This window comes from Streptomyces lomondensis, from assembly GCF_014651035.1.
Taxonomy (GTDB): Bacteria; Actinomycetota; Actinomycetes; order Streptomycetales; family Streptomycetaceae; genus Streptomyces; species Streptomyces lomondensis.
The window spans coordinates 391,072-407,795 of the sequence record NZ_BMWC01000007.1; the positions used below are offsets into that span (position 1 = coordinate 391,072).

Annotated in this window: 14 protein-coding genes; 10 read left to right on the forward strand and 4 right to left on the reverse strand. The window is 72.0% G+C overall.

Annotation, left to right across the window (positions count from 1 at the left end; genetic code table 11):
- Positions 1–978 (reverse strand): prolyl aminopeptidase, encoded by a 978-nt coding sequence (gene pip, locus IE255_RS24820; RefSeq protein ID WP_190052556.1) that lies wholly within the window; start codon positions 976–978, stop codon positions 1–3.
- A 110-nt stretch (positions 979–1,088) separates the two neighbouring features.
- On the opposite strand from pip, the gene IE255_RS24825 reads away from it, so the two are divergent.
- The 3 genes from IE255_RS24825 to IE255_RS24835 all read left to right on the forward strand — a co-directional run bounded on the left by IE255_RS24825 (position 1,089) and on the right by IE255_RS24835 (position 3,050).
- Positions 1,089–2,303, forward strand: a complete 1,215-nt coding sequence (locus IE255_RS24825; RefSeq protein ID WP_190052557.1) for a helix-turn-helix transcriptional regulator — start codon at positions 1,089–1,091, stop codon at positions 2,301–2,303.
- A 124-nt stretch (positions 2,304–2,427) separates the two neighbouring features.
- On the forward strand, positions 2,428–2,856 hold the full coding sequence (locus IE255_RS24830; protein ID WP_190052558.1) for an ATP-binding protein: 429 nt from the start codon (positions 2,428–2,430) through the stop codon (positions 2,854–2,856).
- 20 nt (positions 2,857–2,876) lie between these two features.
- Positions 2,877–3,050, forward strand: a complete 174-nt coding sequence (locus IE255_RS24835; protein ID WP_308280875.1) for a hypothetical protein — start codon at positions 2,877–2,879, stop codon at positions 3,048–3,050.
- 27 nt (positions 3,051–3,077) lie between these two features.
- Here the strand turns inward: IE255_RS24835 and IE255_RS24840 are convergent, their stop codons facing one another.
- The 3 genes from IE255_RS24840 to IE255_RS24850 all read right to left on the reverse strand — a co-directional run bounded on the left by IE255_RS24840 (position 3,078) and on the right by IE255_RS24850 (position 4,884).
- Positions 3,078–3,524 carry a DUF6879 family protein gene (locus tag IE255_RS24840; RefSeq protein WP_190052560.1) on the reverse strand — a complete coding sequence of 149 codons (447 nt, stop codon included), beginning with the start codon at positions 3,522–3,524 and terminating at the stop codon, positions 3,078–3,080.
- Entirely contained in the window at positions 3,506–3,772 is a 267-nt protein-coding gene (locus tag IE255_RS24845; protein WP_229906568.1) for a hypothetical protein, read from the reverse strand. The genes IE255_RS24840 and IE255_RS24845 overlap by 19 nt, the downstream gene beginning before the upstream one ends.
- A 605-nt stretch (positions 3,773–4,377) precedes the next feature.
- Positions 4,378–4,884, reverse strand: coding sequence for a hypothetical protein (locus IE255_RS24850; protein WP_190052561.1), 507 nt, complete (start codon positions 4,882–4,884; stop codon positions 4,378–4,380).
- 522 nt (positions 4,885–5,406) lie between these two features.
- Here IE255_RS24850 and IE255_RS24855 point away from each other — a divergent pair.
- From IE255_RS24855 to IE255_RS24880, 7 genes are all read left to right on the forward strand, one after another.
- Complete coding sequence (locus IE255_RS24855; protein WP_267974501.1) at positions 5,407–6,945, forward strand: alpha/beta hydrolase; 1,539 nt, start codon at positions 5,407–5,409, stop codon at positions 6,943–6,945.
- Positions 6,946–7,096: 151 nt separating this feature from the next.
- A complete protein-coding gene (locus tag IE255_RS24860; protein ID WP_190052563.1) occupies positions 7,097–9,082 on the forward strand; it encodes a glycoside hydrolase family 97 protein in 1,986 nt (661 codons plus the stop codon).
- A gap of 112 nt (positions 9,083–9,194) precedes the next feature.
- Positions 9,195–11,399, forward strand: coding sequence for an MMPL family transporter (locus tag IE255_RS24865; protein WP_190052564.1), 2,205 nt, complete (start codon positions 9,195–9,197; stop codon positions 11,397–11,399).
- 5 nt (positions 11,400–11,404) lie between these two features.
- Positions 11,405–12,595, forward strand: a complete 1,191-nt coding sequence (locus tag IE255_RS24870; RefSeq protein WP_190052565.1) for a sensor histidine kinase — start codon at positions 11,405–11,407, stop codon at positions 12,593–12,595.
- Positions 12,592–13,239 carry a response regulator gene (locus tag IE255_RS24875; protein ID WP_190052566.1) on the forward strand — a complete coding sequence of 216 codons (648 nt, stop codon included), beginning with the start codon at positions 12,592–12,594 and terminating at the stop codon, positions 13,237–13,239. Before IE255_RS24870 ends, IE255_RS24875 begins: the two co-directional genes overlap by 4 nt.
- A 169-nt stretch (positions 13,240–13,408) precedes the next feature.
- On the forward strand, positions 13,409–13,531 hold the full coding sequence (locus IE255_RS39960; RefSeq protein WP_267974472.1) for a hypothetical protein: 123 nt from the start codon (positions 13,409–13,411) through the stop codon (positions 13,529–13,531).
- An 87-nt stretch (positions 13,532–13,618) separates the two neighbouring features.
- Positions 13,619–16,717, forward strand: coding sequence for a hypothetical protein (locus IE255_RS24880; protein ID WP_190052567.1), 3,099 nt, complete (start codon positions 13,619–13,621; stop codon positions 16,715–16,717).
- Positions 16,718–16,724 lie beyond the last annotated feature (7 nt).

The following is a 16,724-nucleotide window of genomic DNA, read 5'->3' on the forward strand; positions in this document are numbered from 1 at the left end:
TCAGACGCCCTTGACGCTCTTGACGCCCTTGAACCGCTCCGTCGCCGCCAGTACGGCGTCCGTCGTCGCGTCTCCCGACAACCCGTGCCCCTCCCTGCCGATGAGCACCAGCTCCGCGTCCGGCCACGCCTGGGCCAGCCGCCAGGCGACGTCCGGGGGGCCGCTGATGTCCAGGCGCCCGTGGATGAGCACGCCCGGGATGCCGGCGAGCTTCCCGGCGTCACGCAGCAGCGCCCCGTCCTCCAGGAAGCCGGCGTGCCGCCAGTAGTGCGTGACGAGGCGGGCGAAGCGCAGCCGGAAGCGCGGGTCCTCGAAACGGGGGTCGGGGCGGTGCCCCGGGCGGGTGGACACGTGCACGTCCTCCCACCGGCACCACTCCCGCGCGGCCCGTTCCCGTACGGCCGGATCGGGGTCGGCGAGCAGCCGGGCGTAGGCGTCCACCAGGCTGCCGTCGCGCTGCACCTCCGGCACGGCGTCCCGGAACCGGGCCCACTCCTCGGGGAAGATCCGCCCCATGTCCCGCGTGACCCACTCGACTTCGCGGCGGGTGGTGTTGGTGACGCTGAACAGGACCAGCTCGGAGACGTGTTCCGGGTACTGCTCGGCGTAGGCCAGCGCGAGGGTCACGCCCCAGGAGCCGCCCAGGACCAGCCAGTTGTCGATGCCGAGGTGCCGCCGCAGCAGCTCGACGTCGGCGATCAGGTGCGGTGTGGTGTTGGCGGCGAGCGAGGTCCGCGGATCGGCGGCGTCGGGCGTACTGCGTCCGCACCCGCGCTGGTCGAAGAGCACGATCCGGTACGCCGCCGGGTCGAACAGCCGCCGCCAGAACGGCGCCGCGCCCGATCCCGGCCCGCCGTGCAGCACGACGGCGGGCTTGCCCTCGGGATTCCCGCAGGTCTCCCAGTAGACGAGGTTGCCGTCGCCGACGTCGAGCATGCCGTGCTCGTACGGCTCGATGGGGGGATGGAGCCCGGCCATGCGTGATGCCTTCCCGCGGTGGAATGCATGGGGAATGTAGGAATGTAACAGCACTGGCCCGCGCGGGGGCAGGCGCTGTTGCCCTCGTCGTGGCGGCGTACCGTGGCAGCGTGGCGAACGAAGACCTGGGACGGACCCTGCGCCGCTTGCGCCGTCTGGCCTCCTTGACGCAGGAGGAGCTGGCAGAACGCTCCGGTGTGTCCGTCGATGTGATCCGCCAGCTCGAACAGGGACGCAAGCACTCGGCGCGCCTGCCCACCCTGCACGCGCTGGCCAACGGTCTCGGCGTGGAGCTGACGACGCTTCTCGGTGACCCGCCCGCTGTCTCGTCCACAGGTGAGAGCGACGGGCCCCGCTTCGTGGCCGTGCGCCGTGCCATCATGCCGGCGCTCTGGGGACCGGAGCCGGAGCCGCCAGGCCCTGGCTTCTCGCCGGAGCGTCTGCGCGAGCAGATCGCGGACGGCTGGACGCGGTACCACGCGGCCGAGTTCGACACGGTGATGAAGGCGTTGCCGGACCTGATCGCGGATGCGCGGTCCGCCACCGCATCCGTCGGCGAAGACGACCGCAGAGCCGGGTTCGCGGCCCTGGGCAAGGCACTTCAGCTCGCTGGGCACGTCGCTGTGCGGATGGGCAAGACGGACCTGGCCCTGACGAGCCTGGAACGCGCGATAGAGGCCGCCGGACAGTCCTCCGACCCGCTGCTCGTGCCGATGATCGTCAACTCCACGGCCTGGACGTACCAGCGGCAGGGACGCCTGGAAGACGCGTTGGACATCGCGCTCCGTGCCGCCGCCGACATGGTGGACGCGGGGCGGACCGGGACGGCGGACGGGCTGAAGGTGTGGGGCGCGCTGACCATGAGCGCCGCCACGTCCGCCGCGCGCGGCGGCGACTACGAGCGCGCGGCGGCGATGATGGAGACGGCGGAGAAGGAAGCCGCCCAGGTCTCGAAGCTGCCCGACGGCGGCGACAACCGCATGGTCAGTGTCTTCAGCCCGTCGTCGGTCCGTATCGAACGCGTCCGGCTCGCCGTGCAGTACGGGCACCCGCAGGACGCCCTGGCCCTGGCCAAGGGGATGCGGCTGAGCAAGGACACCCCGCCGTCCTGGCGGACGTGGCTGCTGCTGGACGTGGCCCGGGCCCACACGGACATCGGGGACGCGGCCGGGGCGGTGAAGACCCTGGAGTCCCTGCGCCGGGTGGCACCGACGTGGATGCAGCACCACACCTTGGCCGTGGCCATCGTGCGCGACCTTTGGGCGCTTCCCAACCACCCGCCAGGGCTGCGCGCGTTGGCGGAGTTTCTGGGCGTCGCCGAATAGCGTGGAGAAAGTAGGACGTTGCGCCCCTGTCAGCGTCCGAGGCATGCCGCTTACATGACGGACAGCGCCCCGGCGACCCCGCGGAGGGTCACGGGGCTCGGCCGATCCGAGAGAGCAGACCGACATGCCGCAACCTACGACGCGGGCGCGTCCCACGGGCTGTCCCGGCTACAGCGAGATGCTGCCCTGCAAGCCCGAGAGCGCGGGCACGGCCCGGCGCCTGGTCCGCGTCGCGCTGGGCGCCTGGGGACTGAACGACCTGGCCGACGACGGCGAACTGATCGTTTCCGAGTTGGTGTCCAACGCTGTCCAGCACGCGCGATGCCGTTACATCCGAGTCGCGGTCACCCGGCCCGAGAGGGTGAGGGTACGGGTCCGCATCGGCGTCGTGGACAAGTCGCAGCGCTTACCGGTGTTACGGGAGCCACGCGAAGGCGACGAGAACGGGCGTGGTCTCGCGCTCGTGGGAGAACTGGCGAAGACGTGGGGCACCGATCAACTGCCGTGGGGCAAGCGCGTGTGGGCTGAGCTGCACGGGGAGGAACACGGATGACCGGCGAGCGGAGGCCCTGGGTGGGCGACTTGGTCGATGACGAGATCTCCGGCCGACGCGGCGTCGTCACCGATGTGCGCGGCGACGCGGTCTGGGTGCTGCGGCCGGAGTGCGGGCCGGGGCAGTGGATGTCGCGGCAGCCGATGAGCCTGACCGTGGTCACGCCGCGTGAGGAGATGCGGGGGCGACTGTAGACGTGGGCGTGGGCGAGGCGCATGCTGTCAGGCCAGTTCGAAATGTGTGTGAGGCGTCGCCCGCTTCCACACGGCCTCGAAGGCCGACTCGCAGAGCTTCGCCAGCTCAGGGTCTTCCGTGAGTTCCACCTCCATGTTCTCGCCCTCGCCGTCGAAGTGATTGACGAGAACGAGGCTGGAGTCGAACAGCCAGAAGTCGTTGCCCGGAAGCACGAGGTCCGTAGCGCTGCGGCGCGAGAGCCAGCGCACGTCTTCGCCGGCCGCGATGTTCAGCCCGTCGGTCACGTCGTACTCGAAGCGGATGTACTCGCTGACGGGCGTCGAGACGATCCTGGCCCGGCGCACTTCGACTCCTCGTGAGGTGGCGGCCGTGACAATGCTGTGCCAGTCGGCCCAGCGCTCGGCAGGGTCGAGCGTCTGACCGGCCTTCCAGTCGATGAAGGCGGGGTCCGACTTCATGTAGGCGTCGCGCATCTCCAGATGGACAGCTGTCCTCTGGCAGTCGCGGAACAGCTCCTCAAAACGTCGGTGTCCTCGTCACCCTTCTTCACCTCCAGGAAGAACTGCACCATGCGCCGGGGAATCTCCACCGCAGACTCGTGGCCGGGAATGTCCATCTGCCCGTGGCGGAGCTGCGCAGCCAGGAACTTGCCCGGACTTGCCAGAAATTCGGGTGCGGAGCCTTCAAGCGGAATCACCGGCCCGCCCGTTGTCAGTGCCACCGGCTACGGTCTGAGCGCGCGGTCGGCTTCCGGGGGTTCCAGCTCTGTAGGGAATGGTTGCATCCCCGGCCTGTGCGGGGGCGGCCCGGGGACACGTCCGGGACCTAACCGACGGTCGGGCTTCGTCGATGGCCAAGCAGTGACCTGCCTGCGCCGGCCGCGCACCACTTGTGCTGGCCCCTCCGTCGGCACCCGAGCCGGAGAACCTCCCCGCCAGGTCCCGGAGCCGGGCCGCGGCCGTGGCCGTCTGGTCGCCGGTGAGGTGCGTGCCGGGCATCGAGCCCAGGCGCTCGACCTGGTCGGCGACGCGCAGGTACTCCCGGTGAGCGTGCTCCCGGCAGGCTAGGCACGTGACGCTCTCCGGCCGGGCAGAGGTCATCGCGTAGGGCACCCGCTGTCCGCAACCGGTGGTGACGACGCCGGGCGCGTCGGGCGCGCGGCCCAGCGTCGACACGAGCAGGTTGCGGACGCCGGGGCCGGCCCGCACCACCTTCTGCTCTACGTGAATGTGCGGATCGGTCGTGCTCATCTGTGTCCGCGCCTCCGTCCGCGTCGTCCGGGAACCACGGTAGTGCGGTGACCGACCAGGGCGCAGACCAGCGAGGTCAGCCGTACAACGCCACCCGCGGCAACACCGTCCCCCGCGCTTCCGGGTTCACGACAGTGACCCGGTACCGCTCCGTCACCGACTCACCCGCACGCAACGTCCGCTGAGCGCCCGTGAGTTCCGTGTACAGCGTGCCCGTCTGGCTGCCCAGCGGCACCCCCACCCAGCACCCGTGCCCCGTACGCCGCTCCACCCTGACGTCCGACGGCGCCAGGAAAGGCCCGGCGTCGGGGGACATCACGAGGAGCTGCGGGGCGACCGTCCGGGCCGCCGTCGCGTCGTTGCGGTAGGTGAGCGTGACCTCGTGGGCGCGGTCGGCCCGCAGCGGGCTCGTCGGCAGGTCTACGAAGTCCGTGGGGAGGGACGGCTCCTGGGGAGCCGTGACGGCGGCCGGGGCGGTGGCCGGGGGCGTGGCCGCCAGGGCGGGGCCGGCCGCGGTCAGGCCCGTGACCGCCACGGCGAGGGCCAGGAAAGCGACTCTGAGACGACTGTTCTTCGACGACACGTTGGGGGACCCTTCGCATGGGAGGCGTTCGCTCCAGTGAACCGGTCGACTGTCACCGGCACTTGACCTGGGAGCGCTCAGACTACGCGGCGGATCCTAGGCAGCGGCCTGCCCCTGGCGGATCAGCCGATCGGCCGAGGCGCCCGGCGGCGCCGCCACGTACCCTCCTCCGTTCCGAAAGTGAACAGTTTCGCAACTACCGCTGGGTACTGGGGAGATCGCGTGGAAGGTCGCCCACATCATCGATCCCCTCGCCCTTCCCCCTACGGCTGCGCTAGAACTTTCAACGACACCTCCGCACCACAGCGAACCCGCGCACCACAGCGAACCCGCGCACCCGGTGAAACCGACCGCATCAAGGGGCGCGGCACGGCCCACGCGCCCGAGGGGAACCACACAGTGACCAGAGAAGATCACGGCCACCGCAGAGCCGGCACCCGGGCGCGCAGACGCCTCCCGCGTCTGAGGATCGCCCTCGCCGCCGCCGTCTCCTTCGCCATCGCCGGAACCGCCGCGCAGGTGATGGCCGCCCAGCCGGACGCGAGCTACGGGCAGCCGACCGTGCCGGCGCTCGCCTGGTCCGACTGCCAGGGCGGCTTCGAGTGCGCGAACGCCGACGTGCCGCTGGACTACCGCGATCCGCAGGGCCGGACCATCACCCTCGCGGTGATCCGCAAGAAGGCCCCCGACCAGGGCCGGAAGAAGGGCACCCTCTTCCTCCAGCCCGGCGGTCCGGGCAACTCGGGTGTCGACTTCGTCCGCAACAACTACGCCGACCTGCCCGCCGCCCTGCGCGACTCCTTCGACGTCTTCGGGTACGACGTACGGGGCGTCGCCCGCAGCTCGCAGGTGGAGTGCTGGGACGACGCGACGTACACGAAGGCCATCAGGGAAGCCAAGGGCGTGCCCGGGCCGGGCGCCTACGACAACGCCCTGCGCCAGGGCGCCGAGTTCGACCAGGCCTGCCAGGACCGGGCGGGCGAGCTGCGGCCGTACGTCGGCACCGGGTACGTCGCCCGCGACATCGACCTGCTGCGCCAGGCCCTCGGTGAGGATCAACTCACCTACTACGGGCGGTCGTTCGGGAGTTACATCGGCACCGTCTACGCCGCGATGTTCCCCGAGCGCGTGCGCGCCCTGGTGCTCGACGGCGCGTACGACCCGGAGCACTACGCGAACCGGCCCTACGCCTACGACCGGCCCCAGTACCTGGCCCTGGACGGCGCCATGCGCCGCTTCCTGGACTGGTGCAAGGCCGACCAGGCGACGTGCGAGTTCGGCGACGGCGACCCGCGGGCCGCGTTCGAGAAGCTCAAGGCCGACCTCGACGCCAACCCTGTAGCGACCGCCAACGGCGGCCAGGCGAACGGCTACACCCTCGTCTACCGCCTGCTGTTCAACATCAACGAGGGCAAGGTCATCTGGCCGTCCCTCGGCGAGGCCCTGCGTAAGGCCCAGCAGCGCGACAACACCTCGTTCCTGCTGCGGCCGCCGTCCCCGGCCAGCTACGACTTCCTCAACCCGAACATCGTGGTCGAGTGCGTCGACAAGGACTACCCGAGCGACCCGGCCCTGCTGAAGCGGCAGGTCACCGCCAACGCCAAGCTGGCCCCGCTGCTCGGCCCGGCCCTGGCGTACGGCCCGCCGCTCTACGACCACCAGCACGCCACCACGTGCGCCCAGTGGACCGGCGACAAGCCCAGCCGCTACGACGGCTCCTTCCGGGCGAAGGGCTCCGCGCCGATCCTGGTCCTCGGCACCACCGGCGACCCGGACACCCCGTACCAGGACGCGGTCGCCCTGTCCCGGCAGCTGGACAACGGCCGGCTGCTCACCTTCAAGGCCGAGGGGCACACCGCCTTCGGGCGCAGCGCCTGCGCCACGGACGCCGTGACGAGCTACCTCGTCGACGGCAAGGTCCCGGCGCGCGGCACCGTCTGCGCGGACGAGACCCAGCCGCCGTCCGCCACGCCGACGGCGGCCCCGGCGGGCACGACCCTCGGCGAGCTGCGCAACGGCGTCAACGAGCGACTCGACCGCCTCGGGAAGACCCCGCGCTGATCACCCCGCGCTGACCCGCCCCGGACCCCGGACTTCCCGTACCGCACGGGGAGTCCGGGGTTCCCGGGTCTTGACCCCCTCTTGCGGCAGGCCCTACAACTGACAACCGGTAGAAACCGTTTACTACCTGTTGTGGAGAGGGGTCCGCGCGATGAGCCCGACCAGAGGGTCACGAGAGCAGGAAGAGCCCACGCCGGGCAGAGCGGCCGCGCAGCCGGCCCCCGCCTCCCGCCGTACGGTGCTGAGGGGCGCCGCCGTCACCGCCGGACTGGCCGCCACGGGCCTCGCCACGACCGGGCCCGCCCACGCCGCCGGCGGCGGCCGTCCGCAGAGCGTCACCGCCCGCATGGGCGGCACCTCCGTCACCCTCTCCCTCGTCGGGGGCGCCCTGCGCTGGTCGGCTCGTCGCGGCGGCAGGACGGTGATCGACGACTCCGCCCTCGGCCTCCGGCTCGGCGACGGTACGGTCCTCGGCAACGATGTCAGGGTGACCGGTCACCACCACCGCACCCGCCGTACCACCTGGGCCCCGGTCTACGGCCGCAACGCGACCGTCACCGACCACTACCAGGAGCAGCGCTGGAACCTGGAGGACCGGGCCTCGGGCATCCGCTTCGGCGTGCAGGTCCGCGCGTACAAGACCGGCGTGGCCCTGCGCTACCTCCTCCTCGACGAGGGCACCGCCACCGTCGCCGACGAGCTGACGACGTTCGTCTTCCCGGACGGCACGACCGTCTACAGCGCCCGCGACGAGAACGCCTACGAGCCGGTGGCCCCGGGCGCCATACCCGTCACCGGCACCTCCACCACGGACAACGGCCCGCTCACCGACCTGCCCCTCGCGGCGACGCTCGGCGACGGCCTCATCGCCTGCGTCTGCGAGTCCGCCCGGGTGGACTACCCCCGCCTGATGCTGAGTTCGGTCCCCGGGCAGCCGAACACCCTCGCCGCGTTCCTCATGGAGCACACCGCCCGCGGCACCGGCCCGGTCGAGACGACGTCCACGGTCACCACGCCCTTCGCCACACCGTGGCGCGCGGTGGTCATCGGCGCCACGCACGCGGAACTCGTCGACAACGCCGAACTGGTGCTCAACCTGGCCCCGCCGAACGCCCTCCCCGACACCGCGTGGATCAGGCCCGGCAAGGTCTTCCGCTGCGAGCTGTCCACCGCCGCCGGCCTCCAGGGCGTGGACTTCGCGGTGGCCCGGGGCCTGGAGTACATCGAGTACGACGCCGGCTGGTACGGCCCGGAGTTCAGCACGCCCGACGCGACGAAGCCGATCCCCGCGATCGACCTCCCCTCCGTCATCTCGTACGCCGCGAGCCAGGGCATCGGCGTCTTCCTCTACGTCAACCGGCTCGCGCTGACCGACGCGGACTCCCTCTTCGGGCTCTACAAGAGCTGGGGCGTGCGGGGCATCAAGCTCGGGTTCATCAACGACGGCACGCAGTCGATGACCAACCAGATCATCGACTGGGCGAGGACGGCGGCGAAGTACGAGCTGCTGATCGACATGCACGACGACGTCCGGCCGTTCGGCTACGAGCGGACCTACCCGAACTGGATCAGCCTGGAGGGCGTGCGCGGCAACGAGCAGTTCCCGACGGCCACGCACAACGTGACGCTGCCGTTCGCCCGCAACATCGGCGGCCCGATGGACTACACGATCTGCTACGGCCAGTCCCGCGACAAGACGACCAACGCCCACCAGATGGCGATGGCCGCGGTGTACTACCAGCCGCTCAACTTCCTCTTCTGGTACGACAGGCCGTCCAAGTACGGCAACCCGGCCGCCTGGCCCGGACTGCCCTGGTTCAACGCCGTGCCGGTGACCTGGGACGAGAGCCGCACGCTGGCCGGCTCGATCGGCGAGTACATCGCGGTGGCCCGACGGAACGGCTCCAGCTGGTACCTGGGCGCGATGACCAACGAGTCGTCGAGGACCCTGTCCCTGCCCCTGTCCTTCCTCGGCGGCGGCACGTACACGGCGACGGTCTACGCCGACGGCACCCCGGCCGCGCAGCCGTTCCGCACCCCGGTCGTGGTCAGCACCCGGACCGTCACCGCCGCCGACACCCTCGACGTGGCCATGGCCCCGGCGGGCGGGCAGGCGATCGTCCTGAGGCCGAGCTGACCTTCCCGGGTACGGGGGTTTTCCCCCGGCCCGGGGTCCACCGGCCGGTGGACGGCAGGTTCAACCGAGTGCCTCTGTCGGGCAACCGCCCAGGTCAGCAAGGCTTTTGGGCATGAACTCATTATCTGTGCGCGTGGCGCGCTGGAGTGCGCGGCACCCCTGGCGGGCGATCGTCGGCTGGCTGGTGTTCGTGGCGCTGTGTCTCGGGGCCGGCAGCGCCGTCGGCATGAACAGCGCGAAGACGGCGGACTACCGGGTCGGCGAGGCCGGCCGGGCCGAGGCGCTCGCGGCCGACGCCCATCTGGAGCGCAGGGCCGCCGAGCAGGTGCTGATCTCCTCCCGTTCGGGCGGTGCCCTCGACGAGGGTGCCGCCCGGGCCGCCGCGGGAGACCTGGCCGACCGGATGCGGCGGCTGACCGAAGTGGCGGGTGTGGCCGACCCGTTGCTGTCCGAGGACCGCCGGATCCTCATGGTCGAGGTGTCCCTGAAGGGCGAGGAACGGGACGCCAAGGACAAGGTCGACGCGCTCGTGGCGGAGACCTCGGCGGTGCAGAAGGGGCATCCCGGGCTGCTGCTGGAGGAGACCGGGAGTCCCTCCGTCAGCAAGGGCGTCGACCAGCAGCGCAGCGACGACCTGGCGCTGTCCGAGGCGATCACCCTGCCGGTCACGCTGCTGACGCTGCTGGTGGTGTTCGGGTCGGTGACCATGGCCGGGGTGCCGCTGCTGCTGGCGCTGTCGTCGATCGCGGCGGCGGTCGGGCTGTCCATGGTCGTCTCGCACGTGTCGCCCGACGCGGGGGTCGGTACGAACGTCATCCTGATGATCGGCCTCGCGGTCGGCGTCGACTACACGCTCTTCTACCTCAAGCGCGAGCGGGAGGAACGGGCCCGCTCCGGCGGGCGGCTCTCCTCCGAGGCGCTGGTGGAACTGGCCGCCGCGACCTCCGGCCGTGCGGTCGTGGTCTCCGGGATGGCCGTGGTCGCCTCCACGGCGACGCTGTACCTGGCCTCCGACGTGATCTTCTCCTCCCTCGCGACCGGCACGATCGTGGTCGTCCTGGTCGCGGTGGCCAGTTCGCTGACGGCCCTGCCCGCGCTGCTCGTCAAGCTCGGGCGGCGGGCGGAACGCCGGGCGCTGCGGCGGGCGGAGCGCGGGAAACCGGCGCGGCGGGTGCGCGGCGAGAGCGGCGGCGGCCGGGTCTGGAGCGCTCTGCTGCGACCGGCGGCCCGGCACCCCCTGGCCACCCTGTGCGTCTCGGTCCTCGCCCTGCTCGCGCTCGCCGTCCCGCTGGCCGGACTGAAGATCACGGAGATGAGCCGGGACACGCACTCCCGCGACATTCCCGCGATGCGGGTGTACGACCGGCTCAACGAGGCGTTCCCCGAGCAGCGGGTGACCCACCAGGTCGTCGTCCGCGCCGACGCCTCCCGGTCGGGGGAGGTGGGAGCCGCCCTGCGCGAGGTGGCCGAACGCGCCGACGCCGACCCGCTGTTCACCGGCGCCTCACGGATCCGCACCGCCACCGACGACCGCACCCACACCCTGGAACTGAAGGTGCCCTACCTCGGCAACTCCGACGAGGCGTACGGCTCCCTGGACCGGCTGCGGGACGACTTCCTGCCCGCGACCGTGGGCCGGATCACCGGCGCCGAGTACGGCGTGAGCGGCGACGTCGCCCGCTACGCCGACTATCCCGCCCACCAGAACGCCAAACTGCCCCTGGTGCTCGTCGCGTTGCTGCTGGTGACGTTCGCGATGACCGTGTACGCCTTCCGCTCGGTGGTGCTCGGGCTGCTCGGCGTCGCCCTGAACCTGCTGTCCGCGGCGGCGGCGCTCGGACTGCTCGTGCTGGTCTTCCAGGGGACGTGGGCCGAGGGCCTGCTGGACTTCGACTCCACGGGGTCGATCGGGTCGCGGGTGCCGCTGTTCCTCTTCGTGATCCTCTTCGGTCTTTCGATGGACTACCAGGTGTTCGTGGTGAGCCGGATCCGGGAGGCCGTCCTCGCGGGCACGCCCACGCGGCGGGCCGTGCTCGACGGGATCCGCTCCTCGGCGAGCGTGGTGACCAGCGCGGCGGTGGTGATGACGACGGTGTTCGCCAGTTTCGTCTTCCTGCACATCATCGAGATGAAGCAGATCGGCTTCGTACTGGCGGCGGCGGTGCTGATCGACGCGTTCGTGGTGCGGGTCATGGTCCTGCCGGCGGCGATGCTGCTGCTGGGCGAGGCGAGCTGGTGGCCCTCGCGCCCGGGGCGACGGTCGGCGTCCGCCGCGGAGAAAAGGGCCTCCTCCCGCCCGGCGGTCGACGTACGTTGATCGGCATGACCGCTCTCGCCGGCTCCACCGCCGACACGTTCTGGGCCACGTCGCTGCGCCGCTGGAACGCGGTGTGCTGGCTGCTGTTCGCCGTGCTGGCCGTCGGGCTGGTCGCCATGGACCGGCCCGACGGGAGCAAGTACGCGGCGCTGGCCCTGCTCGGCGGGATGGTGTTGTGCTACGCGGTCCTGGACCGCTTCCCGGCCAACCCGGTGGTCCGGCCGCACGGGTATCTCTCGGTGCTGGTGGTCGTGTTGGGCGGGCTGGCGTATCTGCGCGGGAACTACGCGGCGCTGTTCATGGTGACGCTGCCGCACTACTGGATGTTCGGGCGTACGCCCCGGGCCTCGATGGTGTTCCTGGGGCTCGCCACGGCCGCCACCCTGGCCGGGAACGTGCTGCGGCAGGACGGCTGGACGGTGGAGTTCTTCACCGAGGTCCTGGTGTCCACGCTGATCGTCGTGGCCGTGGGGGTGCTGATCGGGCTGTGGGCGCACTCGGTGGTCGCGCAGAGCGCCGAGCGGGCCCGGCTGATCACCGAACTGGAGCAGGCACAGGCCGAGTTGTCCCAGGCCCACGAGCGCCAGGGCGCCGCGGACGAGCGGGAGCGCATGGCACGCGAGATCCACGACACCCTCGCCCAGGGCTTCGCCTCGATCATCGTGCTGGCCGAGGCGGCCCGGGCGGGGCTCGGCTCCGAACCGGCCCGGAGCGCACAGCAGTTGCGGTCGATCGAGTCGACGGCCCGGGAGAACCTCGCCGAGGCCCGGGAGCTGGTCGGCTCGGCCCGGCGGCCCGGCCAGGCGCCCCCCGGCTCGGTGGCACAGACCCTGCGCCGGACCCTGGACCGCTTCGCCGAGGACACCGGCCTCACCGTCGACGCCGACCTGGCGGACCTGGAGTGCGACCAGCAGACCCGGATCGCGCTGCTGCGCTGCACCCAGGAGTCCCTGGCCAACGTCCGCAAGCACGCCCGCGCCTCCACGGTCGGCGTGGTGCTGGCCCGGCAGCCGTACGGCGTGGAGCTGGAGATCACCGACGACGGGACCGGGTTCGTGGTGGAGGAGTCGGCGGGCTTCGGCCTGGACGGCATGCGCAAGCGGCTGGCGGAGCTGGGCGGGAGACTGACGGTGACGAGTTCGGTGGGCGACGGGACGCGGGTGCTGGCGCTGATACCCCTGGGGGAAGCGTCATGACCGGCGGACCGCTCCGGATCGTCGTGGTGGACGACCACACCGTCATGCGGGCGGGAGTCGTGGCCCTCCTCGCCTCCGAGCCCGGCATCGAGATCGTCGGCGAGGCCGGCGACGGCCGCGCGGCCCTCGACCTGGTCGAACGCCACGGGCCCGACGTCGCCCTGGTCGACCTGCGGATGCCGGTGCTGGACGGAGTCGCCACGACGACCGAGATCGTGACGCGCTTCCCGCGCACGCGCGTGCTGATCCTGACCACCTACGACACCGACGCGGAGATCGAGCGGGCGGTGGAGGCCGGGGCGATCGGCTACCTCCTGAAGGACACCACCCGGGAGCAGTTGGCCGACGCGATCCGCGCGGCGGCACGCGGCGAGACCGTCCTGGCCCCCCGGGTCGCCGAACGCCTGGTCGCCCGCATGCGCCAGCCCGCCCAGATCCCGCTCACGGCCCGCGAGGCGGACGTCCTCAACGCGGTCGCGGACGGCCTGACCAACGCCGAGATCGGCCGCCGCCTCGTCATCGCCGAGGCCACGGTGAAGACCCATCTGCTCCGCCTGTTCGCCAAGCTCGACGTCAACGACCGGACGCGGGCGGTGGTGGTGGCGATGGAGCGGGGGTTGCTGCGGAGGCCGTCCGGCGCCTGAGGGAGAGGGTGCCGCGGTCCCCGGGCGACGGGACCGGCAGACGGTGCCCGCCCGGCGCGCACCGGCCGTCGCCTTCTCGTCTCAACTCGTCCACGGCCCTTCCCCATCCGCGAAAGTAGGACGTGGCCGGTCACTCGCCGGCCGGCCACACGGAGACGGGAGACCCGCCATGCCCCGACGCCCGCTGAACCGACGTGAGCGGCTGACCCTGATCGGAATCCTGCTGGGCAGCCTCGTGTCCGCCGTCGCCGGAGCGGCCACCAGCGAGACCTTCAAGGTGTTGCTGTCCTGAACGCTCCGGCTCGGGCGCACGCTCCGCACCGTCGCCATTCCGTGACGGTCCGGGCGGCCACGGTTGTTCTTAGGCAAGGATGCTTCGATGACGAGTCACACGAGTGGTTCGCGGCAAGGGAGCCAGCGGCGGATTCCGCAGCCCCTGGGCGTGACGCCGGCCCCGCTGCGGGACTTGAAGGACTACATCTACCTGCTCTATGTGGAGGCCGGGGCGCCGCCGACGCACCGGATGGCGGCCGAGATCGGGAACGACGACATGTTCCCGGGCAGTCCGTCCAAGGCGACCGTCCACCGCATCATCGGCTCCAAGGAACTCCCCACAGGGCAGGAGGACGTCGTCTCCGTGGCCCTGCTGCTCGCGCGCGAGACGGACCGGAACCTGGCCGAGGTGGAGACCCGGGTACGGCGGATGTGGGTCGCCGCCCATCTCGCCCAGCCGCTGGGGATCCCGGTGTCCGACGTCGACCCGTTCGCCCTCGAGGTGCACCGGTCGATCAGCGTGCCGGGCGAGAGGCCGCTGCCCAGGCTGCCCGCCTACGTCCCGAGGGCTCATGACACGGAGCTGGGCGCCCTCGTGGATCGTGCGCTCCAGGGTGAAAGCCTGCTCGTCACGCTGGTCGGCGAGTCCTCGACCGGGAAGACCCGTGCCTGCTGGGAGGCGCTGCGGCGACTGCCGCCGCAGTGGCGCGTATGGCACCCGTTCGATCCGAGCCGTCCGGACGCCGCCCTCGAACACCTCGGGGAGGTGGGCCCGCAAACGGTGATCTGGCTGAACGAGGCTCAGCACTACCTCCTCGCCCCGGACACGAGGACCGCCGAGGGCATCGCCGCCGGCCTCCGCTCCGCCCTGACCGACCGGCGCCGCAGCCCGATCCTGGTCCTCGCCACCGTCTGGCCGCGCTTCTGGGAACCCCTGACGTCGCCCTCGCCCAAGGGAGCGGACGACCGCTTCGAACAGCAGCGGAAGCTGCTCACCGATCTGGGCCGGTGCATCGCGGTGCCCAAGACGTTCTCGGAGAGCGACCTGCGCCAGGCACGCCGAAAGGCGCACGACGACCCGCGTCTGGCCAGCGCCCTGGCGGGAGCGGCCGACGGGGAGATCACGCAGTTCCTCGCCGGCGTCCCGGAACTCATGCGCCGCTACCAGTGCGCGCCGCCGCCGGAGCAGGCCCTGATCCACGCCGCCATGGACTATCGCAGGCTCGGGCACGGCCCCGTCCTGCCCCACGAGCTGCTCGCCGAGGCCGCCGAGGGCTATCTGAAGGACCAGGAGCTGGCTCTGCGCGGAAGCGGCTGGCTGGACAAGGCCCTGGCGTACTGCGCCATGCCGTGTCACGGGGTGCCCGGGCCACTGACCCCGGTTCCGTCCCGCGGTGATGTGCTCGCGGGCGAGGCGTACCGGCTGGCGGACTACCTCGAACAGCACGGCCGCCTCGAACGCCGGCTCGTGTGCCCTCCGGCCTCCTTCTGGAACGCGGCCGTGCGGCACAGCCTCGGTACGGACGACACCGTCGCGCTGGCCCGTGCCGCGCAGCAGAGGGGACGCCTGCGGGTCGCGGCGGTGCTCTACGAGCGGGCCCTGCGGGCCGGGCACACCGATGTCCGGCCCGAACTGGCCGGGCTCGCCGAGGGCGTGGGAGACATCGCCACGGCGAAGCACTTCTACGAGGCCGCGTGGCGGGACGATCGCCTGGCACGCTGGGAGCTCGTACGGCTGCGCGAGACCACGGGCGAACCGGGCAGGGCGGAGGAGCTGGCCCACGAGGCCGCCAACCAGGGCGACAGCACGGCGCTGACCCGGCTGGCCCGGCTCCGGCAGGAGGCCGGCGACGAGGAGGGGGCGCAGCGGCTGACGCGGAACGCCGCGGCCAGGGGCAAGATCAGGACGTTCGCGGGACTGGCCCGGTCCCGGGAGGAGGTGGGAGACCGGGCGGGGGCGGAGTCCCTCGCGTTCCTGGCCCTGGACCAGACGGGCAGCACCTACGCCCTGTCCGAGCTGGTGGGCATGCGGGAGAAGGCGGGAGACAGCGCGGCGGCGGAGCGTCTGGTGCTGGCGGCGGCCGAGCGTGGCAAGGTACGTCCCGCCATCAGGCTGGCCGGCATGCGCTGGCAGGCCAGGGACCGGCAGGGCGCGGCGCGGACGCTGGACCTCGCCGCCGGTTCGGGCAGCATCTTCGCCCTGACCGAACTCGCCCGCCTGACGCAGAAGTGGGGGGACCGCCACGGGGCGGAGCAGTTCCTGCGCACCGCCGTGAGCCGGGGCAGCATGTTCGCCCTGACGGAGCTGGGCCGGCTGCGGGACAAGGCCGGCGACCGGCAGGGCGCCGTGCGGCTCTACCACCGGGCGGCCGAGCGGGGCAGCACGGACGCCCTGGCCCACCTCGCCCTGCTGAAGGAGGAGGAGGGCGCCAGCGCGGAAGCCGAACGCCTGGCGTGCAGCGCCGCGGACGGCGGCAGCACCTTCGCGCTGCTGGAACTGTCGTGGTTGCGCGAGCAGACCAGCGACCGCCAGGGTGCCGAGCGGCTGGCGCAGACCGCGTACCGTGCGGGCAACTCCGGGGCGCTCGTCCTTCTGGCCCGGTCACGGGAGAAGGCGGGGGACAAGTACGGTGCCGAGGGCCTCGTCCTCCAGGCGGCCCGTTCCGGTGACAGCCGGGTGCTCAGCGAGTTCGTCCAGCGCAGGGAGAAGACCGGTGACAGCGCGGGAGCCGAACGCCTCGCCACGGCCGGCGGCGGCGAGGTGGTGCTGCAACTCGCCTGGCTCTGGGAGTCGGACGGCAGGCTGACGGAGGCGGAGCGGCTCTATCAGCACGCGGCCGGCCAGGGGCAGACCCGGGCACTGCGGGAGCTGGCCCGTCTGAAGCATCAGGCCGGCGATCACGAAGCGGCGGAGGACTTCGCCCGCGCCGCGGCCTGCGCCGGGCATGTGGCGGCGCTGTGCGAACTCGCGTGCATGTGCGGCGAAGAGGGCCTGTCGGCCGACGCCGACCGCCTCCACAGAGCCGCCGTCGACGCGGGATACGGCGGCGCGCTGACCCACCTCGCGCAGTCACGCGCCCGCACGGACCCGCGCTGGGAGGACGTCCCCCGCTACGGCCTCACCGCGGACGGCGGCCTGTCGGGCCCCTGGCGCTTCGCGCCGTCCAGGAGGCCGCCGTCCAGGGCCGGGTACCAGGCTCCGTGACCCTGCC